The organism is Candidatus Villigracilis proximus, assembly GCF_016717045.1.
Taxonomy (GTDB): Bacteria; Chloroflexota; Anaerolineae; order Anaerolineales; family Villigracilaceae; genus Villigracilis; species Villigracilis proximus.
On sequence record NZ_JADJUO010000009.1, the window covers coordinates 69,990 to 95,129 of the forward strand.

Annotated in this window: 22 protein-coding genes; 15 read left to right on the forward strand and 7 right to left on the reverse strand. The window is 49.2% G+C overall.

Annotation, left to right across the window (positions count from 1 at the left end; genetic code table 11):
• Position 1: 1 nt before the first annotated feature.
• The 4 genes from IPL71_RS11430 to IPL71_RS11445 form a co-directional block, all read right to left on the reverse strand.
• Complete coding sequence (locus IPL71_RS11430) at positions 2 to 715, reverse strand: L,D-transpeptidase (protein WP_345321666.1); 714 nt, start codon at positions 713 to 715, stop codon at positions 2 to 4.
• Positions 712 to 1,536 carry an N-acetylmuramoyl-L-alanine amidase gene (locus IPL71_RS11435; protein ID WP_345321668.1) on the reverse strand — a complete coding sequence of 275 codons (825 nt, stop codon included), beginning with the start codon at positions 1,534 to 1,536 and terminating at the stop codon, positions 712 to 714. The genes IPL71_RS11430 and IPL71_RS11435 overlap by 4 nt, the downstream gene beginning before the upstream one ends.
• A 123-nt stretch (positions 1,537 to 1,659) precedes the next feature.
• The gene (locus tag IPL71_RS11440) at positions 1,660 to 2,646 is read right to left on the reverse strand and encodes a hypothetical protein (RefSeq protein ID WP_345321670.1); all 987 of its coding nucleotides are present in this window, start codon (positions 2,644 to 2,646) and stop codon (positions 1,660 to 1,662) included.
• A 164-nt stretch (positions 2,647 to 2,810) separates the two neighbouring features.
• The gene (locus IPL71_RS11445; RefSeq protein ID WP_345321672.1) at positions 2,811 to 3,620 is read right to left on the reverse strand and encodes a hypothetical protein; all 810 of its coding nucleotides are present in this window, start codon (positions 3,618 to 3,620) and stop codon (positions 2,811 to 2,813) included.
• Positions 3,621 to 3,672: 52 nt separating this feature from the next.
• Between IPL71_RS11445 and IPL71_RS11450 the strand changes: the two genes are divergently transcribed.
• The 3 genes from IPL71_RS11450 to IPL71_RS11460 all read left to right on the forward strand — a co-directional run bounded on the left by IPL71_RS11450 (position 3,673) and on the right by IPL71_RS11460 (position 6,561).
• Positions 3,673 to 4,686 (forward strand): NAD-dependent epimerase/dehydratase family protein, encoded by a 1,014-nt coding sequence (locus tag IPL71_RS11450; RefSeq protein ID WP_345321673.1) that lies wholly within the window; start codon positions 3,673 to 3,675, stop codon positions 4,684 to 4,686.
• A 62-nt stretch (positions 4,687 to 4,748) separates the two neighbouring features.
• A complete protein-coding gene (locus IPL71_RS11455) occupies positions 4,749 to 5,615 on the forward strand; it encodes a DUF1295 domain-containing protein (protein WP_345321675.1) in 867 nt (288 codons plus the stop codon).
• Between the two features lie 538 nt (positions 5,616 to 6,153).
• Positions 6,154 to 6,561 carry a GNAT family N-acetyltransferase gene (locus IPL71_RS11460; protein WP_345321806.1) on the forward strand — a complete coding sequence of 136 codons (408 nt, stop codon included), beginning with the start codon at positions 6,154 to 6,156 and terminating at the stop codon, positions 6,559 to 6,561.
• Positions 6,562 to 6,652: 91 nt separating this feature from the next.
• Here IPL71_RS11460 and IPL71_RS11465 read toward each other — a convergent pair whose 3' ends face one another.
• From IPL71_RS11465 to IPL71_RS11475, 3 genes are read right to left on the reverse strand one after another with little or no spacing between them, the layout of a single operon-like run.
• Complete coding sequence (locus tag IPL71_RS11465) at positions 6,653 to 7,339, reverse strand: glycerol-3-phosphate acyltransferase (RefSeq protein WP_345321677.1); 687 nt, start codon at positions 7,337 to 7,339, stop codon at positions 6,653 to 6,655.
• Positions 7,340 to 7,395: 56 nt separating this feature from the next.
• Complete coding sequence (locus IPL71_RS11470; protein WP_345321679.1) at positions 7,396 to 7,794, reverse strand: M67 family metallopeptidase; 399 nt, start codon at positions 7,792 to 7,794, stop codon at positions 7,396 to 7,398.
• Positions 7,794 to 8,609, reverse strand: a complete 816-nt coding sequence (locus tag IPL71_RS11475) for a DUF5656 family protein (RefSeq protein WP_345321680.1) — start codon at positions 8,607 to 8,609, stop codon at positions 7,794 to 7,796. The genes IPL71_RS11470 and IPL71_RS11475 overlap by 1 nt, the downstream gene beginning before the upstream one ends.
• A gap of 61 nt (positions 8,610 to 8,670) precedes the next feature.
• Here IPL71_RS11475 and IPL71_RS11480 point away from each other — a divergent pair, with 61 nt between their 5' ends.
• From IPL71_RS11480 to IPL71_RS11535, 12 genes are all read left to right on the forward strand, one after another.
• Complete coding sequence (locus IPL71_RS11480; RefSeq protein ID WP_345321682.1) at positions 8,671 to 9,333, forward strand: hypothetical protein; 663 nt, start codon at positions 8,671 to 8,673, stop codon at positions 9,331 to 9,333.
• Positions 9,300 to 9,662, forward strand: a complete 363-nt coding sequence (locus tag IPL71_RS11485) for a hypothetical protein (RefSeq protein ID WP_345321684.1) — start codon at positions 9,300 to 9,302, stop codon at positions 9,660 to 9,662. The genes IPL71_RS11480 and IPL71_RS11485 overlap by 34 nt, the downstream gene beginning before the upstream one ends.
• A 30-nt stretch (positions 9,663 to 9,692) precedes the next feature.
• Positions 9,693 to 11,624 (forward strand): DNA topoisomerase (ATP-hydrolyzing) subunit B, encoded by a 1,932-nt coding sequence (gene gyrB, locus IPL71_RS11490; RefSeq protein ID WP_345321685.1) that lies wholly within the window; start codon positions 9,693 to 9,695, stop codon positions 11,622 to 11,624.
• 164 nt (positions 11,625 to 11,788) lie between these two features.
• On the forward strand, positions 11,789 to 15,781 hold the full coding sequence (locus IPL71_RS11495) for a GAF domain-containing protein (protein ID WP_345321687.1): 3,993 nt from the start codon (positions 11,789 to 11,791) through the stop codon (positions 15,779 to 15,781).
• Between the two features lie 9 nt (positions 15,782 to 15,790).
• Positions 15,791 to 16,948, forward strand: coding sequence for an FIST signal transduction protein (locus IPL71_RS11500; protein ID WP_345321689.1), 1,158 nt, complete (start codon positions 15,791 to 15,793; stop codon positions 16,946 to 16,948).
• Between the two features lie 190 nt (positions 16,949 to 17,138).
• Entirely contained in the window at positions 17,139 to 19,772 is a 2,634-nt protein-coding gene (locus IPL71_RS11505; RefSeq protein WP_345321691.1) for an NACHT domain-containing protein, read from the forward strand.
• Between the two features lie 18 nt (positions 19,773 to 19,790).
• The gene (locus IPL71_RS11510) at positions 19,791 to 20,183 is read left to right on the forward strand and encodes a hypothetical protein (protein ID WP_345321693.1); all 393 of its coding nucleotides are present in this window, start codon (positions 19,791 to 19,793) and stop codon (positions 20,181 to 20,183) included.
• Between the two features lie 63 nt (positions 20,184 to 20,246).
• On the forward strand, positions 20,247 to 20,948 hold the full coding sequence (locus tag IPL71_RS11515; RefSeq protein WP_345321695.1) for a hypothetical protein: 702 nt from the start codon (positions 20,247 to 20,249) through the stop codon (positions 20,946 to 20,948).
• A gap of 151 nt (positions 20,949 to 21,099) precedes the next feature.
• Positions 21,100 to 21,525, forward strand: a complete 426-nt coding sequence (locus IPL71_RS11520) for a Fur family transcriptional regulator (RefSeq protein WP_345321696.1) — start codon at positions 21,100 to 21,102, stop codon at positions 21,523 to 21,525.
• A gap of 69 nt (positions 21,526 to 21,594) precedes the next feature.
• Positions 21,595 to 22,461 (forward strand): energy-coupling factor ABC transporter permease, encoded by an 867-nt coding sequence (locus IPL71_RS11525; protein ID WP_345321698.1) that lies wholly within the window; start codon positions 21,595 to 21,597, stop codon positions 22,459 to 22,461.
• A 140-nt stretch (positions 22,462 to 22,601) separates the two neighbouring features.
• Positions 22,602 to 23,963 (forward strand): cobalt ECF transporter T component CbiQ, encoded by a 1,362-nt coding sequence (gene cbiQ / locus IPL71_RS11530; protein WP_345321700.1) that lies wholly within the window; start codon positions 22,602 to 22,604, stop codon positions 23,961 to 23,963.
• A gap of 414 nt (positions 23,964 to 24,377) precedes the next feature.
• Entirely contained in the window at positions 24,378 to 25,112 is a 735-nt protein-coding gene (locus IPL71_RS11535) for a hypothetical protein (RefSeq protein ID WP_345321702.1), read from the forward strand.
• The last annotated feature ends 28 nt before the right edge of the window (positions 25,113 to 25,140 follow it).

Here is a 25,140-nt window from a genome sequence, read left to right on the forward strand (position 1 = left end):
GTTACCATTGGATTTCCACGGGTGTGCCTACCTCGGCCCAGTCATACAACACCTGCGCTTCATAGGACCCCAGCACCACACAGCCATAGGAAATGGGCACGCCTAAATAACCGGCCCACAAAGTCGCACCGTTAGGCAAAATAGGCAGGGCGTGAATTCCGTTTTGCATACTGCCTGCCCAATAAATGCCCAGCCAGTTGGGCATCCAAATATCCCAGGTGGCGCCGTAGGCATTGGGAATTTTCTCCAGCACACTGAAGCTTCCCACACGTGTGGCATTGTTCATGCCCGTGGAGGAAACAAAGCTATAGACCAGTACATCGCCTTCATAGACATACATATGCTGTTCTGAGATGTCTACCAGAATGTATTTGTTCCCGCCGTAACCCGGCGCGATGAGGGTGTCCTGCGCAGTAGTAGAGGAATATCCCAGCGGGGCGGCAGTTTCGGCCACGATCTCGGCATACACGATAGACTCAGCCGTTGATGAAACAATGGGAGTCTCTGTTGGCAGACTGGTTGGGATTTGTGTGGGAAGTGCGGTGTAGGTTGGTTTTACGATCTCTGCGTAGGAAAAAGAACGGACTGGTTGTGTTGGCGTGGCTGAGACTGTAGGTGATGAATTAACTGTCCGCGCCGTGAGGCCGGTCAGCGCCAGGATCAAGACGGCGCTTAATGCCAGATACAACTTTTTTCTTTGCAGAGGTTTACTCATGGCACAAAAGTAGGGATCGCAGTTGGAATCACATTTTCATTGTTGATGAAACATAAAATACCCAATGTCACACCTTCTGCAACACGCTCTGTTTCTTTCGTCAAAATTTCGCGGTCAAGGTTTAAGAATCCGGTTTCGATAATAGCCGTAATCGTATTGGGGTCGATTTCAGAGAAGGCGTGATACTCACGCATATCGCCCGTGATACTGCCTGAGTGGAAGGTGAGTCCGGTGGTCTGTTTGTAGCGGTCAACAAGACAGGCTGTAAGCCGTTGTGCACGGTTAACATCCCGTGTTTCGAGCGAAGATGCCACCTTGAACCCTGTGGCTTGATCGTTTACATATTCGCAGGAATCATTATGAATGGAAACCAGCGCCACTGCGCGGTAGCCGTTCAAGCGTGTGTCGAACTCATTGAGCAAGTCCACTTGAAAGCCTTGCGCCTCCAGACTTTTTTGCACAAGGTTGGCGATCTCAAGATTTACATCTGCTTCTTTGAGATCAACTTCACCGTTCTCGTCCACGCAGACTGCGCCTGAGTCATTGCCGTTATGTCCGGCGACGATGCCGATGCGCAATTGCGGTTGGGGCGTGCTGACCGTATTCGGCGCGGCTTGCGGTGTGAGGATCAAGCGCAATTGCTCCTGCAAATTATTCGAAAATAAACTGTTGGGAGTCCATGCGGTGAAAAGGGTGGCGAGCAAAATTGCCACACCCATGGTTGCAAAAAACGGATTCATCGCGCGTGATCTTGCCGTTGGTCTGCGTGCAGATCTGGGTTGCGGAGGCTGGGGGGTGGGGTTTTGGTTTGTAGATTCCATGTTCTATTTCATATATATTACCTTAAAAATGTTTTTGATGTATCTATGAGGTGTATAAGGTTTGTGAGGTATATGAGGGGTGTGAGGTTTGCGGAGCGTGGACTTTTGTCCGCGCTAGTTTTTTTATTGAGCAGCCCATTCTTTTACACGGGTAAATAATTCCTGCATGGATTTTAATTCGGCAACCGGCACAGCCAGATTTTTTGTTTTTGTACGGGCGTACTGAAACACATTGGAATTCTGCGCGATCCACTTTGCGCGTTGACGAAACTCAGCGCGTGAAATAAAACCCGTCAGATAAATGTCCATGCCATAGACCCAGATATTGCTCCACTCCAACGGCGGAATGATATGCGCTTCTTTATGAAGGAGGCTATGAATTCCCAAACGCCCTTCAGGAATATTTTTGACGTGGAGCGCGCTGACCGAATAAAAAGCATCGTGGATCGTGACACGTTTCTGCGCTGGCAGATGCACCACCCGTGTCAAAAATCCCCGCGCCTCGTCCTGCCCGCTGACTTCGACCTGCATTTCTGCATCTGATTCAGATTTCAAAACCAGCGCGCCCAGTGGACGCCACTTTGTAGGTTTGCGCCATTCATCAGGCAGGACGTGCATCAGATAATATGGTTGAGTGGTTTCAAATAATCTTTTGAGATCAGACTGCGAAGCCGCGATCAAGCCTGAGAGGAATGCAAATAAATATAGATCATGATCCGAATGATCGCTGATCGATTGATGGTCAGAAGGTACAAGCGCGGGTGCTCCCAGCATTACAGATGGGTTACTGCGCATTTGCAAGATCTGGTCGCGATGCGAAATCAGAAAGGATTTAATATCACAACTCCGCCCGCCGAGTGAGACATTGTATTTATCCGGCTCGGTAAAAGGCATTGGGGCATTCACGTCAAATGGGATGTTTTGCTGTGAAAGATAACGCCGAAACGCCAACTCCACGGCTACATTCGCCACCATGCGCCTGATTCGGTCATAGGGCTTGCTGCCGGCATACTCAAACAGATTTGGCAGTGCGCGTAAAGCGTATGCAATACCGGCTTCGGTCAGGTCGGGTGTGTAGGGGAGGTGGAGAATGTCAGCAGAGGTGAGCATGGGAGAGGGGAAGTATGAATTATGAAGGATGAAGGATGAAATTAAAAATGAGGGATAAGGGATGAGAAATGAGAAATGAGGGATTAGGGATATGAGTTGTTTACTTGTTTACTTGTTTGCCTGCCTACTTGTTTACTCATTACTTTATTACCTAAAACCACCATTTACGGAGTGCTGGTAGGCGGTGGAACATAATCAATTTCCTGTATGGTTAGATCTGAAAAAGAGACGATGACGGGATTATCTCCCGCAGAATTGATAAAGACGCCGAGTGTGCCGTTTAGATAGTTGGGGTTGTTGATGCTGAATTGGTAGCGTCCGTTGAGGAAAAGCCGCATCTCAGTGCCGACCGCCCAGACGCCAATGCGAACTTCACCCGGCGCGCCAGGGGGGACGTCACCGCTTGGGAGGGGCTTTTGTAATAATTCACGTGTGCCAACGCTGATTCGTTCGGCGCTGACCATGCCATTGCAGGATAAACCAAATCGATAGTACGCCACTGCGTTGGCACGCACAAGAATTCCATAACTATCATCGGCACGGCATAGGCTGGGGCGGGCAGTGATCTCGGCGTAGTAATCGTCCACGCTCAGGTCGTGGCGCAGGCTGATGATGTAGATGCCGCTTTGGGCCGAGAGGTTGAGCCGGTTGTTGTCTATGGCGGCGCTGGCTTGGTCGGAGGCTGCGATATCCCATAATGATTTTTTTGAAAAATCATCTGTGACGAGCATGGCGCTTAACCCGGGACGCATCTCTGGGGTGGGGGCGTAGGTGGAGAATGCTTGAGGGCTGGGGGTGACAGAAGCGGGGAACCAGGCAATGGTCGCAGTGGGAAGCGGGGTTTCCGTCCAAATAATGGGTCTGGGGATGGCGTTTAAATTATCCACAAAGGCGCACGAGCTTCCGATGCCCGTGATGAGAATCAAAATGAAGAAGCGTAGAAATATCATACGTGTTTGATGACAGGATTTCATGGATTGTGTCGTAAAATAATGTGAACTTCATTCTAGCATATAAGGAGCGAACATGAGCGAGAAGCAAGTGCTTGTGACTGGAGCGTGTGGTGAAATTGGTCAGGCGTTGGTGCAGGAACTGGCGAAGCGCGGCGGGTATAAAATTGTAACTGCAGATTTTATGCCGCTGCCTGATTCGATCAAGAGTCTTTCGTCGGAACATGTGCAGGGAGATCTGGTTTACAAGATCAAAACTTTTTATGATTATGATTTCGATACCATCTTCCATTTGGCGGCTTCGCTTTCTTCAAAGGCTGAGGTGGCAACGGAGGAGGCACATCGGATTAATGTGGAAGGGACGATGCAGTTGCTGATGCTGGCTGCGTATCGTTCTGAAAAATATAAAAAGGCAGTCAAGTTTTTATTCCCGAGTTCGATCGCGGTTTATGGCATGTCGAATTTGGAGGAAAAAATAAAAGCGGGTGTGGTGAAGGAAGATGATTGGAATACGCCGCACACCATGTACGGCTGTAATAAATTGTATTGTGAAAAGCTGGGGATGTATTACGGAAAATATTTTGGTCAAAAGCATTTGGACTCAAACCCGCCGGTCATGCTGGACTTTCGAGCGATCCGGTTTCCAGGCTTGATCAGTGCCTTTACATTGCCGAGCGGCGGGACGAGTGACTACGGGCCCGAGATGCTGCACGCTGCAGCTCAGGATAAGCCGTATGCCTGTTTTGTGCGCGAGGATACGAAAATTTCGTTCATGGCGATGCCCGATGCGATCAAGTCTTTGTTAATGTTGATGGATGTGCCGCGTGAGAAACTTTCCAACAATGTATATAACATCGCGGCTTTTGCCATCACCGCCGAGGATTTTCGTCAGCGGGCGTTGAAGGCTTTTCCTGATGCGAAGATCAGCTTTGACTCAAATCCGCGCCGGCAGGGAATTGTCGACTCGTGGCCTGAAGATGTGGATGATTCTCTGGCGCGCTCAGAATGGGGCTGGAAACCAGAGTATGATGTAGATCGTTTCTTCGATGATTATTTTTTACCGGAGATTCGCAAGCGGTATGGGAAGTGAATTTTTTAGAACTTTTCTTGTGTAACTTGAGCTGACTATAAATAAATAAAGGAAAAAAGAACATGAAAAGATCAGATCGTATTTCATTAATTGTTTTTCCCATCCTGATATTAATTGGCTTTCTCGTAGCTTTGGCGGGTAGTCAGGGCGGTGCATTGGCAGGCGGACTTCCCTTGTTTGCTTTGACGGTTGGGCTGGCTTTTTTGGTGCAATGGCTGGCTTTTATCCCGGCTTATCTGATGCAGACTGAAAAATTCTTTGATCTAACGGGCAGCCTCACGTATATTTCCGTCATCTTGCTGGGTGTGGTTTTGAGCAAAAATATCGATTTTAGGTCAATCCTTTTATCGGCTTTGGTTGTGATCTGGGCTGTGCGCCTCGGTACTTTTTTATATAGCCGCATCCAAAAAGCCGGGAAGGATGATCGATTTGATGAGATCAAGCCTTCCTTTATCCGCTTTTTAAATGTTTGGACCATTCAAGGATTGTGGGTAACTTTTACAGTTGCCGCTGCGCTGGTGGCTATTACAACAACCACTCGCAAAGATCTGGATCTGTTTGCCATGATTGGTTTTCTGGTATGGATTTTTGGATTTGCATTTGAGGTGATCGCCGATTCTCAAAAAAGAAAATTCAGCGCAGACCCGCAAAACAAAGGCAAGTTTATTCAAACAGGTTTATGGTTGCGCTCGCGCCATCCCAATTATTTTGGTGAGATCATGCTCTGGCTTGGCATAGCGATTATTGCTTTACCCGTTTTGCAAGGCTGGCAGTGGGTGGCGTTGATCTCTCCTGTATTTGTCACCTTGCTGTTGACCCGTGTCAGTGGAGTTCCCATGCTTGAAAAGAAAGCAGATACAAAATGGGGCGGTCAGGAAGATTACGAGGCTTATAAAAAGAGAACGCCTGTTTTAATTCCCAGGTTTTAATGTTAGTCTGCGCGTTGCCGTATACAATATTGTATGCGGTAACTTTTTTAAATATAAAGGGTTTTCTCAATAAATCGAATTTTTACAGCACTTAAAATATTGAGCAAATGCTCCACCAAAGGAAAAGTATTATGGATTCATGCAAATTTGGTTTTCATAGCTGGGCTTTTACCAACGAAGGCAAAAGCCGTTGGTGTAAAAAATGTCAGAAAAAACAGGAGCAGGATGAGGCCGGCAAGTGGATTGAAAGTCGTCCGGTCAAAGCACCAGTCGTCGAGACAAAATTCTGCGACTGCCCACGAGATTACACCATCTCCCTTAAGTCCATGTCCTGCTCCCGGTGCGGACTTCCCCGCCGCCCAAGGGTGATCCCTACCGGTGGTGGAGATGCTTCAAAGCCTCGCTAATTGAATTGAATGCCAAATATTAAGTTTAAAAACTCATTCAACCTACTTCTGAAATTGCAGAGGCCTTCACTCGTTGGGAAAATGACCCAAGCCTTGTTCCATTATCACGTCCCAATTTCAGCCGCGAAGATCTGGAAAAACGTCACATTGTTACTGTGGATGACCTGACACAACGCCTCGAACATGATCTGATCCACCTGATCTATCTGGATGGGCAGCTGATCGGCGAAGTGGATTATCAAGTAGACCCGGGTCATCTTTTTAAGAAAGAAACGGGAACTGCGTGGATCGGGATCGTCATTGGTGAAGAGATTGGCCGCGGCAGGGGAATAGGCTATCAAGCCATACAATATTTGGAAGAGCAGATCAAACTTCAAGGATTAAAGCGCATCGAGTTGGGCGTATTCGAATTCAACGCGAACGCCATTCGGCTATATCAGAAAGCCGGATATGTGGAAATCGGCAGAATCAACGACTTCACATATTGGCAGGAAAAAATGTGGCAGGACATTCGAATGGAAAAATATCCTTTGTTCTAACTTGAAAATTCGATGCAATGAAAGATCAAATAAATTATTAAACAAAAAAGAGGCTGCTTCATAACAGCCTCTTTTTTTATATCGAAATAAATTACCTGTCTGATTTCTTTTCTTTTCTCGCACGCAGCCAGCCATTCAAGCTGTATTTCACCACGCGTTCATTCCCTTCAAATAACTTCTTAAGATTTGGCCGCAAAGCCCACATCAGTAAAATTTCTGCGCCCACGCCATACCAGACATCCATCCAGGGCATAAGTCCCTGCGAAGCGCGGACAGCGAAGATAATGATCGCAAACAATGCCACCGCCATCGTGGTCACAGATGCGATTCCGAGCGTGAAGAAGGTCAACATGCCAAGCGGCAAAATAATTAAGATCGAGCCGGGCCATAGTCCCATCGCACCGCCAACAGAGGGCGCTCCACCAGCGCCGCCGGTTAGACCGATAATTTTCCCGTTCTCATCGCGCTGCGGTAAAAATATCGAATAGTTGTGCCCGATGATCGCCGCCAGCGGCGCCACCACATGCGCCCAGTGACTGTCAGGTGTGAGCCAGGCCGTTACCCAAACCGCGCCCGCACCTTTTAAAATATCGAGCATGGCTGTCGCAAAGCCTGCCCAAAAACCAGCCGCACGCATGGCGTTCGTTCCGCCGGTGCGTCCGCTTTCCACCTGGCGGATATCCTTCCCGGTTTTAAGTTTAACGATCAGCAATCCAAAGGGGATCGAGCCAAATAAGTATGCCAGAAAAATGATCCCAATATCAATAGCAATTTGCATTAAAACTCCTCCAGTTTGAGTGTATTTATAAAACACAAAAGACTACATAAGGTTGCTTACAACACCTGCAAGGTCACTTCCCGAAAAGAGCCGTCTTTCATCCAAAAACCGCGGGCGCTCCACAAATTTTCCACGCGTGCAAGTATGACATACACCACTGCATAAGCGGCCTGGGCGATGTCGGTTGGCGAAACAGTTTCCGGTCCAGTTGGATGCGAGTGGAAGATTCCAAGCAGTTCCATGTTTTGAGAGTCGATCCACTCAAAGGCATTTAACTGCTCGATGGGATCCATCACGTATCTTGTCGGACTTTGAGCCTGATTCATCACCGCAAGCACAGCCTCTACTTTTGAGTCTTGTCCTGCCAAAAGCCCGCAAGCCTCAAGCGGTGAGAGTGAGTCAACATGAGCGATCATTGTTTGCAGTTGTTCTTTTGTAAGTGTGAGGGATTGCATTAACGTAAAAAGACGGCGGAAATCCAGGCCAGACCAATAATAATTGCCGGCCCAATCGAAGCGCGGCGCAGGGGAAGATTTTCTGCAAGGCTGACAGATAACATGGTCAATGCATAGAGCGGCCCTGTAAGTGCCAGCCCAAATTGTATTGGAGTCAGTGGCCAGTAATGCAAGCCTGCGCCGATCTGTGCGCAGACAATACTGATGCCAATTGCCCAGGGGAAATCCCAGTGGTCTGTGCCATCCAGATGAAGGATGCGTAAACTGATCAGTGCCGCAACCGTAAAGAGGATCGGGATTAGCAGGAACATGCTCACACCAGAAAAACGTAGCGAAGTGGCGAGGATCAGGAATAATGCATACGCGAGCGCGGTTAATCCGGCTCGCGCAAATCCATAGGACGGCGCGGAAGGGTCAATGGTGATGTATTCAGCCAGAAAAACAATGACCAGCACTACAGCCGCAAATGCAAACCCGACCCACCAACTTGTGCCGTCTGGCAGCAAGGTCAGTGGCACACCGACCACAAAGGTGGTTAATGTGGGCAGCATCAGATGTTCGATGTTTGATTTTTTCTCAAGTTTGGGGTGTCCGCGTGTCAGCCAGTCCATACCGGTGGCGGTCAGTGCTGCAGCGAGGATGGTCATAACGGTGCTGAGGGTGAGGGGATAGGCAAAGTAGAAGCCGGGCAGGGTGATGGTCAGCGTGAAGCGCGGCGATTGGATGAGTTTTGTCAGCGCAAAGGTTAACAAAACTGATGCGATCAATACACCCAAGCGGTCTGCCGATGGCAGGTAGGAACGGTTCTCTTGCATGGAAAGATTGTACCTGTGGAGCGCGTGAACGCAAGCAGGGGTATGGTAGAATCATAATGTTATGGAAGTTTTACGACCAGAAAACCTACCCCCACCTCCCGGCGTTATCAATTCAATTAAAGCGGGCTTTGATACCATTGCCACCCATATCACGGCGATCCTCTTGCCGTTGTTATTGAATGTATTCCTATGGCTGGGGCCGCGCCTGCGAATGGATGCATTGTTTGATTCGATCAAGGCGGATGTGGTTTCCATCTGGCAAACGGGCGGTGTATCTCCAGAGGACATCCAGCGTGTGTTGACTTGGTACGACGGCACGATCCCAACTGTCAATTTGTTCTGGCTCATTCGGACGATTCCGATCGGCATCTCGACCCTGTTCCTGTCACAAGGTGATTCTCAAACCCCGTTGGGCGCCCCGGCCATTATGCAAGTCAATGCGCTCAGTTTGCTCGGTTGGATGTTTTTGCTGACACTCATCGGTTGGGTTGGTGGCGGGTTGTACTTTCGTAGTATCGCAAAGCTCGCAATCGTCACTGAAAATGAAAAGCCTCTGCGAATTTCACGCGCCATCATACAGACCATACTAACTTCAATTATATGGGGTATTCTAGCAGTGGTGATTGGCGTGCCGCTTTTATTGTTTTGGCGCTGGTGCTTCAATTCAATGCTTTTATTGCCAATCTGTTTGTGCTATTCCTCAGCCTGGTTTCGATGTGGGTGATCGTGCCATTGTTCTTTTGGCCGCACGGAATTTTCCTTAAACAGCAGAATTTTGTTACATCTGTTTTGAGCAGTGTGCAAATGGCACGCTTTACCCTTCCTACAAGCAGCATGTTCGTGTTGACTGTGTTCCTGCTCACATTCGGTTTGAACTTCGTCTGGAGTATTCCTCCTGAAGATTCGTGGGTGACTTTGCTGGGTATCTTTGGTCATTCTTTCGTTACCACCGCTTTACTGGCGGGTAGTTTTATTTATTATCGTGATATGAACATCTGGCTGCAGAGTGTGATCGAGAAATTGCGAACAACACCTGTGGTAAAACGAGCTTAATTTCAAAGGTTGAATTTTTTGGAGGTTGTTGTGGCAGAAAAAGAAAATAAAATAAACTATGATGTAAGTTCCATTCAGGCGCTCGAAGGTATTGAGCATGTGCGTAAACGCCCCGGTATGTACGTGGGTGGTACGGATATTAAGGCCTTACATCACCTTGTTTATGAAGTTGTTGACAATGCCATCGATGAAGCGTTGGCTGGTTTCTGTAATACCATCAATATCATTATCCATGCCGATAGCAGCTTAACAGTTGAAGACAACGGCCGCGGTATTCCGGTGGGGCCGCATCCTACAAAAAAGGATGCAAACGGAAAACCCATGGAAACGGTGGATGTGGTTATGACCGTGATCGGCGCCGGCGGTAAATTTGGCGGCGGCGGTTATAAGGTCTCCGGCGGTTTGCATGGCGTGGGTATCAGTGCGGTGAACGCTCTTTCAGAGTGGATGTCGACAGAGATCAAACGCGATGGCAAGATCTGGCGCCAGGAATATAAGCGCGGTGTGCCTCAAGGAAGTATTAAACAAATCGGCAAGGTGAAGGACGAAACCGGCACCAAGCAGACCTTCCGCTTTGATAAGCAAATCTTTACGGAAGATATTGATTTCCGCTTTGACACGCTGGTTCAACGCTTCCGCGAAATGTCCTTTGTGACTCGCGGTGTGACAATCAAATTCGTTGATGAACGCGCCGACCGTGAGATGACCTTCTACTTCGAAGGCGGCATCACAGCATTTGTCCGCTATCTTAATCGCAACCGTGACGGGCTTCATCCGGTTGTGCATGTTGAAAAAGAAGTTGAAAATATCGGCATTGAAGCCGCGATCCAATATACAGATTCTTATACTGAATCAGTGTATTCATTTGCCAACACCATCAACACCATTGACGGTGGTACGCATCTCACAGGGCTGCGTTCATCGCTGACTCGTGTGGTGAATGATTACGCCCGTAAGAATGGTCTGCTCAAGGATGCCGACCCGAACTTCTCCGGCGACGATACGCGCGAAGGGTTGACTGCCATCGTCTCTGTCAAGCATCCTGATCCGCAGTTTGAATCACAGACCAAAGTCAAGTTGATGAATCCTGAAGCGCAGACCTATGTCACGCAGGTGGTTGGTGAGGCCTTCAGCACATTCCTCGAAGAGAATCCGCAGGCGGCCAAGGCGATCATCGCGAAATGTCTTACTTCGGCCCGTGCGCGCGATGCGGCCCGTAAGGCACGCGATCTCGTAATCCGCAAGTCTGCGCTTGAGTCGTTGACACTCCCCGGCAAATTGGCAGATTGCTCCGAACGTGATTCATCCAAGACCGAGCTTTATATCGTGGAAGGTGATTCCGCGGGTGGTTCAGCCAAACAGGGACGAGACCGTCACTTCCAGGCCATCCTTCCGTTGCGCGGTAAGATCTTGAACACCGAGCGCGCCCGCCTCGATAAAATTCTTGGCAACAACGAAGTCAGATCGCTCATTTCAGCATTGGGTACAGGCGTTGGTGATAACTTTGATCTCGAAGGGCTGCGCTACGGACGTGTAATTATCATGACCGACGCAGATGTAGACGGCAGTCATATCCGCACGTTACTGCTCACATTCTTCTTCCGCTATATGCCGCAATTGATCGATGGCGGCCACATGTATATCGCTCAACCGCCTTTGTATCGTATCGCTTACAAGAATCAAGTTAAATATGCGTATAGCGACAAAGAGAAGGATAAGTCAGTTAAAGAGTATGGCAGTGATAAAGTTGGCATCCAACGCTATAAAGGTCTCGGTGAAATGAACCCTGAGCAGCTTTGGGAAACAACCATGAACCCGGTCAATCGCACCCTGCTTCTTGTCACCGTGGAAGATGCTGCCGAAGCCGACCGAACCTTTGACATGCTCATGGGCGATGCAGTGGACCCCCGTAAAAAGTTCATTCAAACTCATGCCAAGAGTGTAAGGAATTTGGATATTTAGCAAGCCGGCTTTTCAAAGAAGACGAATTTGAAAGAGATCACACGAGTTGTGGTCTCTTTTTTTGTTCACAGCCTTTCTTCTTTGTTATGAAAGTACCATACACTGTTGTCGTGGTTGTAGTGTAAAATCTCATCACTATGAGCGCTCAGGAATTGCAACCCAGTATGCTTCAAAAAGCGATGCCCGTTAATAGGCATCTCACCAATATTCTCGCCGGTATTGTGCTTGTTTATCAAGTTGTTGCCTTGTTTGTTTTTTTTGCAGGCATTTATCTGGCAGTTGGATGGGTTAAGGAGCCATTTATTGGTTCTTTTTATGAACACACATTGGTATTTAATGATACCGGCCCTGTTCAAAAGGGGAGCGCCTGGGAATTGAACGCGTTGGTATCCAGTGGCGACCAACTGGTTGCGGTGAATCATGTGCCGGTTCAGAGTCATGCAGATGTCAGCAAGGTAATAAAAGGCAACTTTTTCCCTGGGGAAACCATTCCGATCACAGTGCATTTTGTCAATGGAGAAACGCGTGATCTGAATGTAAAGTTAAATTTGTTCCCATCAGAAAGCATCACCCTGTATCTGGTTGTTCCCACTGTTATTAGTTTTATTTTTTTGATCGTCAGTCTGTGGATTTTTGGCTTGCGACGCAACGAACCTGCTGGACGCGCGTTTTCACTTTTTGCATCCTCTGTTGCCATTGCCACAGGGGCTTTGTTTAATCTTACAACAACGCACGAATTTACAGTCGTTTGGATGTTCGGCTGCGCGGTTGCGGGCGGGGCTATGGTGGCACTTGGACTTTCATTTCCGCAGAGTCCGCGTTTGTTGGTTAGCTATCCATACCTGCGATGGGTCGGATTGTTTACCGGGGTGATGCTGGCGCTTTTTGCAACTCCAACACTGTTTAACTTTAACGATCCAACAGCTTACATTGGAAGTTGGAGAACTATTTATATATTTGTCGCGTTAAGTGTCCTGTTTCTTATTGGCGCAAATTTATATTATGCCTTTTACGCGCAGTCCCCGGTTGTGAAAACCCAATCGCGTGCAATTCTTATTGGCACAGTGGTTTCTTTTACTCCGCTAAGTATCTGGCTTGCCCTGGGCGGTGTGCTGGCTCTTAATTTTTCACCCTATTTGTTTCTGCCAGTGATCATCTTCCCGGTTGTGATCGGTTACAACATCATGCGCTTTAAGTTCCTGCGTACAGACGATCTGGTGCGTCGCGGGGTGATGTATGCTCTGCTTACCGTGTCGGTCATAAGCGGATATGCTCTGCTTGTTACAGGCATCAGTTTTATGTTGAATACCAACCTGCCTTCGAATAATGTTTATTTGGTGGGCATTTTTATCTTTGTGTTGGTTATTGTGCTTGAGCCGCTTCGCACGCGTTTGCAGTCGCTGGTAGATACTGTATTCTTCCGTGGTGAACGCGCCTTTGCGGAGCAACTTCAGGATTTTTCCCGCAAACTTACCACTGCATTGGACCTCAACACAATCGGCCTGATTCTGCGCGAACAGATCGCATCCACCTTAAGCCCGAGCAGGATCCACGTCTACACATATGATTCTCTCAACGACTTTTTCGCCGCCCTTCCCTCAGAGGATCACCGCCCCACAAGCGATATTCGGTTCACAGCCACCAGTACATTTGCGCAATATTTTCAAAATGAACGCCTGCCGCTGTATTTAGACAATGCTTCTTCTCTGCCCGATTCACTGCAATCAGAACAATCGCGGCTTGCTTTACTCGGTGCGCGTTTGTTCGTTGTTTTACCCGGCAAAGACCGTGCAAACGGCTGGCTGGCCTTGGGCGCGCGCTTGTCGGGACAGGCATATGCTCCGCGTGATCTGCGCTTCCTTGAAAATATTTGTGACCAGGCTTCTGTTGCAATTGAACGAGTGCAGACCGTGGCCCATCTGGAACGCCGCATTCAGGAAATGAATGCGTTGACTCGTGTCTCGCAAGGCGTGAACGTTACATTGACCTTTGACGATGTACTTGAGTTGATCTATGCCCAAACCGCACAGATCATCCCCACCACTCATTTTCACATTACACTTTATAACGAAGGCAATGATTACTACTATTACGGCTTTTGTGTTGAGAATAACGAACGTATTCCCGAGCGTGAGAATTTACCATTTTCGATCAGCACCGGCCTCAGCCCTGAAGTCATTAATAAAAGCCGCCAGATCATTACACAGGATTACATTCGTGAATGTCAGGCGCGCAGTCTGACGCCGATCCTCGATAATGTATTTGCATGGATGGGTGTGCCGCTTAACGCGGGTGCCAAATCCATTGGCGCGCTTAGTATTGGCAGCCATGATGGAGCCACCGCCTACACCCGTGGACAGCTTGAGCTATTGCAGGCGATTGCAGATCAAACTGCGGGCGCGATCGTGAAAGCGCGTCTGCTTGAAGAGACTCAACAACGCGCCCATCAACTCTCCACATTAAATGAAATTACACGGCAGCTCACATCCACGCTTGAACTGGGACCTTTGCTTCAAAATATTCTTGAGAATGCCGTTGGTATTTTGAATTGTGAAGCGGGTAGCTTATTCCTCGTGGATGAACAGACAGGTGAATTGGTCTTTAAGGTTACTGTGGGACCTGTCGCAGCAAACTTGATCGGTCAGCGCCTGCCGCCAGGGACAGGGATTGTGGGACGCGCAGTACAAATGCGCAGGCCGATGATTGAAAATGAAGAACAGCGCTCCAACTCCCGTTTCGGCGGAATCGATCAGCAGACAGGTTTTATCAGCCGCGCATTGATGGCTGTCCCCTTGCAGGTAAAAGATCGAGTCACCGGAGTTATTGAAGTCATCAACCGTAGAGACGGCCTGCCTTTTGTAGAGGACGACCAAACCCTGCTCACTGCCTTTGCAGGTCAGGCGGCGGTGGCGATTGAGAACGCGCGTCTTTATACATTGACAGATCAAGAGCTGGCGGCGCGCGTTGAAGAACTTTCGGTTATGCAGCGTATTGACCGGGAATTGAATGCCAGCCTTGAAATGGACCGCGCCATGCGCATCACATTGGATTGGGCCTTACGTCAATCTGATGCTGAGGCGGGACTGATCGGAATGTTGGATGAAGATAAACTGCGCGTTATGGCACATCAGGGATTTGACGAACGCATGGAAAATCTGCCTGATCAAACCATGAAGATCGAATTGCCCGCCATGCTGTTGGCTGTGGAAACCGGTCAGCCTCAGCGATTGTCAGTTTCTGCTTCACGGGAAAAATTGACCCCCACTGCGCACACACAAATGATCATCCCCATCCGACGTGAAACCGCAGTCATCGGTCTGCTTCATTTGGAAAGCACAAGTGACTCGCAGGTGGATATTGCATTTCTAACCCGTCTTACCGATCATGCCGCCATTGCCATTTCCAATGCGCAGCTATTTGGAGAAGTTCAGCGCGCGAATCTTGCCAAGAGTGACTTTGTTTCGTTTGTGGCGCACGAGTTGAAAAACCCGATGACCTCCATTAAAGGCTATACCGAATTAATGGCTGGCGGGGCTGTAGGTCCGATCAATGATATGCAGACTAATTTTCTACATACGATCAAATCCAATGTGGAGCGTATGTCTACACTGGTTTCGGATCTTAATGATAACTCCAAGATCGAAGCGGGACGTTTGCGTCTTGAATATAAGGCAACTGAAGTAGCCCCGGTGATTGATGACACAGTTCGTTCCCTCAAGCGCCAGATCGAAGATAAAAAACAGATATTGAAAATCGTATTGCCTGAAAAATTATCCCTGATGTGGGCGGATCGAATGCGTGTTATTCAGGTGCTCGTTAATTTACTCAGCAACTCTTATAAATATACGCCGGAAGGCGGCACCCTGCAGATTGGCGCAGAGGAATCTGCGAACCAATGGGATGCTGAAGGCGCAGCACGTGTGATTCACCTTTGGGTCAAAGATGATGGGTTGGGGATGAGTCCAGAGGATCAGGAAAAGATGTTCCAGAAATTCTTCCGTTCTGACGATCCAGAAGCGCTTAAGTCTCCCGGCACTGGGTTGGGTTTGAACATTACGAAGAGTTTGGTTGAAATGCAAGGCGGTAAAATTTGGTTTGAAAGCGAGTTTCGTAAAGGCACCACTTTCCACATCACAGTTCCGGTTGCAGAAGAGTAGCGAGGCGTTATGACATTGTTTTCATCTGTAGGTTCTGCACAGGCACTGGACGGGCGTGAGGCTGGTTTACAAGCTGCACATCAAGCATTAAATCGCATGGGTGTAAATGCGCCGGGGCTTGCTCTGGTAATCTCTTCGCATCAATATCAGGCGCGTGAAGTGTTGAGCGGTGTAAGCAGTTTGTTGGGTGAAATTCCCATGCTTGGCTTTAGCTCTCCCGCCGGATTTACCCAGGAAGGTCAAACTCCGCACTCGGTTGTGGTTGCACTTATAAGCGGCGATTTTCAAGCAGAAACAATGTGGTTCCCCGGATACGCCCAGTCTGGACGTGAAACCGCTACAAAGGTTGCGCAACATGCCGCAGCGCGGGTGGAACGACAATCCCTGCTTTTCTTTGCCGATGGATTCAATGGAGATGCCGAGCAGTTTTGCAGCGCGGTCACACCGGGTTTGCATATCACTGGCGGGCTTTCAAGTGGTGACCTGCATACAGGCAACACGTATCAAATGGCTGGCACTCAAACCGGCACGGGTGGTTTGGTTGCTGCTTTTCTGCGTGGGAATATAAAAATAGGAATTGGGTACGATCACGGTTGGGACCCGGTGGGAAGCCAGTTTCGTGTGACACGTTCTCGCGGCTTCTGGCTGCGTACATTGGACGGCCGTCCTGCATCCGAAACCTATGCCGGACTTTTTGGTTACCCTGCACGTGATTGGGCCTTCCCGCCTTTGAATTACCTTGCGCGTTTATATCCGCTTGGTGTGGAACAGGGAGAAGACCTGGTCGTGCGTTCTCCGAGCCGTGTTGAAGCCGATGGCAGTTTTCGCATGAATGCCAACATCCGTGATGGTATTGACGCCTATCTTTTGGTGGGCAGCCGTGTGGCCTGTGAACGTGCTGCGCGTCAGGCGACACAGCAAGCCTTATTACAACTTGGTGATGCAAAGCCGGCTTTCGCACTTGTCCTGGTGGACATTGCATGGCAAATGCTGCTTAAAGCCCAGCCCGGCATCGAGATCGCCGCTGTGCAGGATATTTTGGGAACAAAAATTCCCATCGCAGGTGGGTATACATTGGGGCAGATCGCACCAACAACTGACTCCATACCCAAGTTCTTAAATCAACATATTCTTGTCATTGTATTTGGAGAGCCAAACCCGTCCTGATCTACAAACCGGCTGGCACAACCCAATCCCGAAGCCCGTCTCATAAGAGCGGGCTTCGTTTTTTACATATATACAACTTATTTCAGCTTTTTAGCGAGATTTCATGTCGAAAAGAAGCTGCCTTGCAATTTGGTTAACACCAGTTTTTTGGATTTACTGTATACTGCCTGAATAATCAACGAGGCAGGGTATGACAGAAAAGAAAACCCCTTCAAAGAAAACAACCAAACAAGCCGAACCCGATCAGGAAATTCAGACGGGCGACCAGAGTATTGCTGTTGGCGGATCTGTGACAGACAGTGCCATCATTCATGGACAGACCATCGTCCTCGCCGATCGTTTCTGGCGTGACCTGCAACCTGCCATGCCAGCCGAAAAGCTTCGGGAGGCCACTGCGGCATATCTCGCCTACCTGACCGACCGCCATTATTACCTTAGCTTAAAAGGCATGGGCATCTCAGACCGTGTCCCGTTAAAGCTAAAACTTCTTGATCTTTATGTGCCGCTTAAAGCGCGCATGGAATTACCCGAAGGCGATACATGGAAACGTGATATCAGTCTGGCAGGCCGTGACATCACCAACGATGAACAGGAGCTTTTACATTTTGGTGAGCCTGTTCCGCTTTTGAAAGTTTTACAACAGCATTCGGGTGTGATCGTGTTGGGTGACCCCGGCGCCGGCAAGACCACCTTTGTAAAATATCTGGCATTACGCCTTGCGCGCGGCGAAGGCGTCAAGATTGGTCTTAACGATTATTTACCCATTCTATTGCCATTGGCGGCATTTGCGAATGCACTTCAAACAAGAGATATTCGCCTTGATGATTTCATCGCCGAATATTTTGCGGGCATCGGCGCGGACTTGCCTGTTGGCGCAATGTTAAGTGAAGCTCTCAAAGTTGGCCGGGCGCTGATTCTGCTTGATGGTCTCGACGAAGTGCGCGACATCAATATGCGGAATACAGTCGTGGAGCGTGTGGTTGACTTTTTTGCCTTCCATCGCCGTGAAGGTAATAAATTTGTGTTGACCAGTCGTGTGGTGGGCTATCGCGCGGTGCGGCCTTCGGCGGAAGATCTTGTCGAATGTACCATCGTGGATTTTGAAGAAGATGAGATCGAAGAATTTATTAAACACTGGACCACCGCGCTGGAAAAACAGGCGCAGGGCAACACTGCCATCGCGCAGGCAGATGCGGAAACAGACCGCCGCGAACTGCTTGATTCGATTCAACAGAATCCCGGTGTGCGGCAATTGGCATCCACGCCCCTGCTGTTGACCATTCTGGCTTTGATGAAGCGGCAGGGCGTTTCGCTTCCTGAACGCCGGGTGCAGCTTTACGATCAATATGTAAATACTTTGCTTTCCACCTGGAATCGCGCCCGCAGTTTAAGCGGACGTGCCCCCGGCCGTGATATTGATGAATTGCAAACTGTGCGCATCCTCGCCCCGCTTGCATTGTGGATGCATGAAGTCAGCCCGGGTGTAGGATTGGTGGGGCGTGAAGATATGCGCCGCAAACTTGAAGAACTTTTTATGGAGCGCAATGAGGCCTCTCCGCATCAGGCGGCGCGCCAGTTTCTAACAGATGTGCGTGAACATGCCGCGCTGCTGCTTGAGCGCGGTCCCGGTGAGTATGGATTTATTCACTTAACCTTTGAAGAATATCTGGCAGCCGTTGCGCTTGCATTGATGGGACAGGGCAACGCCGCGCCGATCATTGAAACATTATCGGCGCATGTGGGGGAGCAGGCCTGGCGTGAAGTGACTTTGCTGACCATTGGCTATCTTGGCATTCGTCAACAGTTGCCGAAGGTCGCGGGGGAAGTCGTTGAAGCGCTGGTTAATAATCAACCCGGGCCTCCCGGCGAAGCGGTGGTACTGGCTGGTGATGCAGTGCTCGACACCTGGCCTGGCGGCGTCTCTCTGCAAAGCAAGGAATATGTTATTCAAGCATTGTTGACCACCATGCAGGATGGCGAGATCCGCCCTGAGTTGCGGCGTCATGCCAGTTTGCTGCTGGGCAGGCTTGGGTGGCGCCCGGGAGATCTTGATCGGTTTGCGGAAATTCCTGCGGGCGAGTATCAGGCCGGAGTTAAGAAAGATACGAAGGAAATCCCGTATATGTACTTCATCGGCAAGTATCCTGTTACCAACATCCAGTTTGCGCGATTTGTTAAAGAAGATGGATATCAAACACAGGAATACTGGAGTCATGATGGCTGGGAGTGGCGCACAGGCAAGTATGATTCGCGCACACTTGAAGCTGTGGTGCATGATTGGCTGGAACATCGTCCGCTTGCGAAACGCAACACACCCTATTACTGGCATAGCATTGAGTTGAGCAATCCGATCGTGCCGATCGTGGGCGTGAACTGGTTTGAAGTGGAGGCTTATTGCAACTGGCTTTCCAAAAAGATCGTGGCTGTGCCTGAGGGATACACCATTCGTCTGCCTCGCGACGATGAATGGGAACGTGCCTCGCGCGGCACAGATGGGCGCGAATATCCCTGGGGCGAAGGGTTTGATAAAGCCGCCGCGAATACATGGGATAGTGACTCGACCGGTTCGGGGCTGGGCGGCACAACCGCAGTTTGCACATTTCCGCAGGGCGTCAGCCCTGATGGCGCGTGGGATATGAGCGGCAATATTTGGGAGTGGACCCGCTCCTGGTATGATGAAGATAAAAAATATCGCATCGTGCGCGGCGGTTCATGGATCGGATATCAATGGTTCGCGCGTTCATCGTTTTGCAACTGGTCGATCCCGTTAATGTTCAATGATGATCTTGGCTTCCGCGTGGTGATCGCGCCGAAGGATTCATAATATAAATTTGGAGGAAGCATGGCAGAGGAAAATAAAAAAACCGGTCAAAACGCAGGCAACGGCAGCATTGTGATCGGCGGCAATGTGCATGGCAGTAATATCGTCATGGGCAACAATAACAACGTTTCGAATCAAAGCGTCAATATCACTCAGTCCTTTGAAACCATCTACAAATTTATCGATGCGCATCCCAAACTTCAAACCGGCAAAAAAGAGGATGCAAAGGCCGAACTCGCCGAGATCAAAACCGCGCTCGAAGAGCCAAATCCCGATGAAGGGTTTATTACACGGCGTTTTCGCAACATCAAACGCATGGCGCCCGATATCGTTGAAGTGGCTTTTGAAACCTTTAAAGAATCCGATCAGCGGCGTGGCAGAAGTCATCAAACGCATCGCAAAAAAAATGGCTGAAGAATAGAATACAAGTACAATCAACTGGCGGAATCCTCCGCCAGTTTTTTATTGAGAGGAAAAATGAAACTCAAAATATTTGTATTGACCCTGAGCATTTTGACTTTTACCGCCTGTTCGATCCCCGTGGATGCGGCTCCGCCTCCCACCGCCCTGATGCCTGCTACACCCCAACCAACATTGATCGCCCCTGCAACATTTACTCCCATTCCCGCGTTGACACAAGTTGCCACCTCCACACCGACAGTCTTCGCGCCTGTGGCAGATCTCCCGTTCTGCGATGATCCGCGCGGACGAGAGTTACTCACTTCATTTTGCGCCGTGATCGCCTCCAAAGATGGGCCATTACTTGCTTCACTCGTTCCCCATCTTACGGCATGGACGTGCGCTACTATCGCGATGGCAACGTGGTTAATTACGATGTGGAACATGCAAAATTTGTTTTTGAAACCACCTTCCAGGCCGACTTGGGGAATTTCCTTTGGAAGCGGCGAATCTACTCTCGGCTCTTTTCAGGAGATCATTCTGCCAGCCTTACAACAGGTATTTATACCCGGCGCGATCATTGAATGTAACCAGATCAAACTTGGCGGAGTAACCTATCAGGCCCTTTGGCCCTACGCTGATCTGAATTACTATTCGGTACATTTCCCCGGCACCGAAGTAAACGGCAGGTTAGATTGGCAAACCTGGGCCGTTGGCATGGATAATCTGGCAGGCCGGCCTTATATCGCGGCGCTTATCCATTACGAGTGGGAGCCGTAAAAAACTTCATCTTTTGCCAAAGATGTGAATAATTCAATATCTTTCCTCTTTCTATTTATGGAAGAGGAATTTTTATTTCTAAGGTAAGAAACCACCTGATGTGTTACTCTATAATCTATGCTATTGCAAAAAGTTGCAATAAGGAATTCTTATGACCTGTGCTGCTGACTATGCCCCCCAACTCCGCGCTCGCGGCTACCGTATGACCCCGCAAAGGATGACAATCCTGCATGTGCTTCATCATTCAGGCAAACATCTCTCGCCGGTTGATATCTATGAACAGGCGCGGAAGGAATTACACGGTATTACAGAAACCACTGTGTATCGCACTTTGGAGTTTTTGGCCGAGAATGGACTGGTTCGCTCCGCGCACATGGGGAATGGTCATCTTGTCTATGAGATCGCGCGGCATGAGCATCATCATATAAAATGCCGTAATTGTGGAAGTGAGATGGAGGTGGATCACACATTACTTGCCAAACTTTATCGTCAATTAGAGTCTGCGAGCGGCTATCGGTTAACCGACAGCCACATCACATTTTTTGGTCTTTGTCCCGATTGTCAAAAAGGAGAATAACATGCACTACTCACCAGTTCTTATGCACATCCCTGATGGCTTTCTAAGCCTGATCGTATCCATCATTTGTTGGCTGGCTTCCATGCCATTATCGGTCTTGCCATTTCAAAGACGAATAAATCGCTCGGCGAAAAACAAATCCCATTAATGGGTGTGATGGCAGCCTTTATCTTTGCCGCACAGATGATTAACTTCCCTGTAGCAGGCGGCACATCTGGTCACTTGTTGGGCGGCGCAATGGCCGCAATTGTATTGGGTCCCTGGGCCGGCATGTTGGTGATGACATCGGTCATTGCTGTGCAGGGTTTGCTTTTTCAGGATGGCGGCCTGGTCGTGATGGGCGCCAATATCTTGAATATGGGATTGGTCACCGCTGCGGTTGGGTACGGACTTTACCGTTCTGCTTCCACCCAGTCTACAACTGTAAAACTCGGCGTGGCTGGTGTGGCTGCCTGGCTTTCAGTGATGACCGGCGCTTTGTTAACCTCGCTTGACCTTTGGTTAAGCGGCACCTCTCACTTACAGATGGTGATTCCTGCCATGCTGGGCGTCCATGCTTTGATCGGTTTGGGCGAAGCGTTGATCACTGTCTCCGCTTTGGCTTTTATTTTGCGCACCCGTCCTGATTTACTCGGCGCAGATTCAGAATCTGCAAAGGGCAGCCGCGGCTGGGTAGTAGTTGGCGCGTTGATCTCGCTCGCGGTTGTGTTGATCTCTCCGCTCGCTTCCGGTGACCCGGATGGGCTTGAGCGCGTGGCGATCAATATGGGATTCATTGACACGGGCTTATCTGCTCCGTATTCGATCATCCCTGATTACACGTTGCCCTTCCTCGGTGAAACCGCATTTTCCACCATTGCGGCCGGAGTAATCGGTGTATTTGTTGTTGGTGCGATCATGATGCTTGTTGGCCGTGGTATGAAAGCCAAAGCGTAAACAAAAGAAATATCCACATCCTGAGCGGAGCCAAAGGACGTGGATGTTAAGAATTGTAATCTTCACATTAACTTATGCTTTTGTCCTTCGACTGCGTTTCTCGGAGTGCGTTCGTCACTTCGCTCAGGATGTAAACTATTATGCACTTCGATGCCTTTGATCGTTATCACGAAAAAGAAAGTTTCATCCACCACCTTGACCCGCGGGTTAAGGTGGTGGTGACAATCGTTTTTATTGTCTCCAATGCGCTTTTGCCGGATGGCGCATGGCTGGCCTTTGGATTGGCGTGGCTGTTTTTACTTGCGGCGAATGCGCTCTCAGGACTGGGCATTGCTTATACACTTAAGCGTTCATTGATCACATTACCTTTTGCGCTGATCGCCGTCACGGTCTTGTTTTCAATTCCGGGGAAGCCTGTTGCAAACTTTAGCATTGCCATGTGGGACTTTGTCATCACCGATGCGGGTTTGCTGCGCTTCGTGAGTATTCTCATTCGCTCGTGGCTGTCGGTGCAGATCGCGTTGTTGTTGGTGGCGGCCACGCGCTTCCCAGACCTGATCCATGCCTTGGAACATTTGCGCGTGCCTGCCATCCTCACGACCATCATTGCATTTTTATACCGCTACCTGTTTGTGCTGACGGATGAAGTCTTCCGTCTGCTAAGGGCGAGAGAATCTCGTTCGGCGAGCGTAACAGGCAAACGGTCGGGGGGAGGCGTTTTCTGGCGTGCCAATGTCGCCGGTAATATGGCAGGTCAACTCTTTTTGCGGAGTTATGAACGCAGTGACCGCATCTACAATGCGATGTTGTCGCGCGGGTATACCGGTCATCTTTATACGTTGAATGCGCATGAGATGAAGCCGAGTGATTATTTTGTGACTGCGTTTGTGGTTGTGCTGGTGGGGCCGAACGGCGCGGGCAAATCAACTTTGATGCTGCACCTGAATGGGATTTTGGGCGGGCACGGCGAAGTGGAGATTGGTGGTCAGCGCCTCACCCGTGACAATTTGCCTGCCATCCGCGCAATGGTCGGACTCGTGTTCCAGAATCCAGACGACCAACTTTTCTCGCCAACTGTGTTCGAAGATGTGGCGTTTGGTCCGCTGCACATGGGCCTGCCCGAAGCGGAAGTGCTTGCCCGTGTGGATGCCGCGCTCGAAGCGGTGCGTATGTCTTCTTATAAAGACAGACTCTCGCACCATCTCAGTGTGGGAGAGAAGAAACGTATTGCCATCGCCACCGTGCTTTCGATGAACCCGAGTATTCTGGTGCTCGATGAACCTTCCGCCGGGCTTGATCCGCGCGCGCGCAGAACATTAATTAATTTATTGCGTGAACTGCCCATTACCATGCTGGTCTCCACACATGATATGAAACTGGTGCAGGAATTATTTCCGCGCACGATCGTGATGGACGAAGGCCGGGTTGTGGCCGATGGTTTGACAATGGAAATTTTGGATGACGAAGAATTTTTGAAGGCGCACGGGCTGGAGAAGCCGTAAGCATTAAGATTTACAAAGGATGATGACAACGACAAACTCGCCGACCTCATCTCCTTCTTCGCCGGTGACGATGCATCCAATCCGCCGCAGTTGATCGTTGAGTATTTTGTGCCGTAAAGGAATTTGTAGTCAGTAATAAGACTTCGGATGTCTGCTTTTAAGCAGACATCCGAAGTCTTATATTTTTGATGTATACTCAAACATAACCAACCTAAAGGAGGAATCATGGTTCCCAAAAGAAAGCTTTTTCAAATAATTACTATTTTATTGTTAACTTTCAGCTTTTGTTTCGCTGACACTGCACATGCGGCAGAAATTCTTTATGCCTCACCAGTCGGAACAGGAGATTGTAAGCTGGGCATCTTCTTGTACATTACAATCCGCGCTGACTGTTGCCGCTGGCGGCGATGAAATTTGGGTGATGGCAGGAACTTACAAGCCCACTACAGGAATGGATCGCACAGGCACTTTTCAACCAAGAATGGAGTTGTTGTCTATGGTGGGTTTGGCGGAACAGAGGCCGCACGCGGCCAGCGTAACCCGACAATTAATCTCACTACCCTGAGCGGTGATTCAAATGGCGATGATGTAGGGTTTACCAACAATTCTGAGAATGTTTATCATGTGGTTACTGGTGCAACTGGTGCGACCTTGGATGGCTTCACTATTACAGCAGGCAATGCCAATGGTATTTATGCTAATCATAGTGATAGCGGTGGTGGAATGCTCAACTACACTAGCAATCCAACGGTGACGAACACCACCTTCAGCGGCAACTCCGCAGACTTCGGTGGAGGGATGGAAAATTTTTCCAGCAGTCCTAGATTAACAAACGTTACATTCAGTAGTAACTTGGCTACCAGTACAGGCGGCGGGGTGAGTAACGAAAACTTAAGCAGTCCAATATTGGTAAATGTCACTTTCATCGGTAATGTGGCAATTTTTAGTGGTGGGATGAGCAACTCCGAATCCGGCAACAATCCAATCATATTGACAAATGTTACCTCATTGGTAATTCGGCAAGTCAAGGCGGCGGAATGGGCAACTACTTTAGCAATCCGCAGATCTGCAATACGATTTTCTGGGGAAATACGGCCAGCCAAAGTGGGGCGCAGATTTCTAACTTCATGGCGGGCTCATCTGTATTAGAGGATAGCGTTGTACAAGGCGGGTGCCC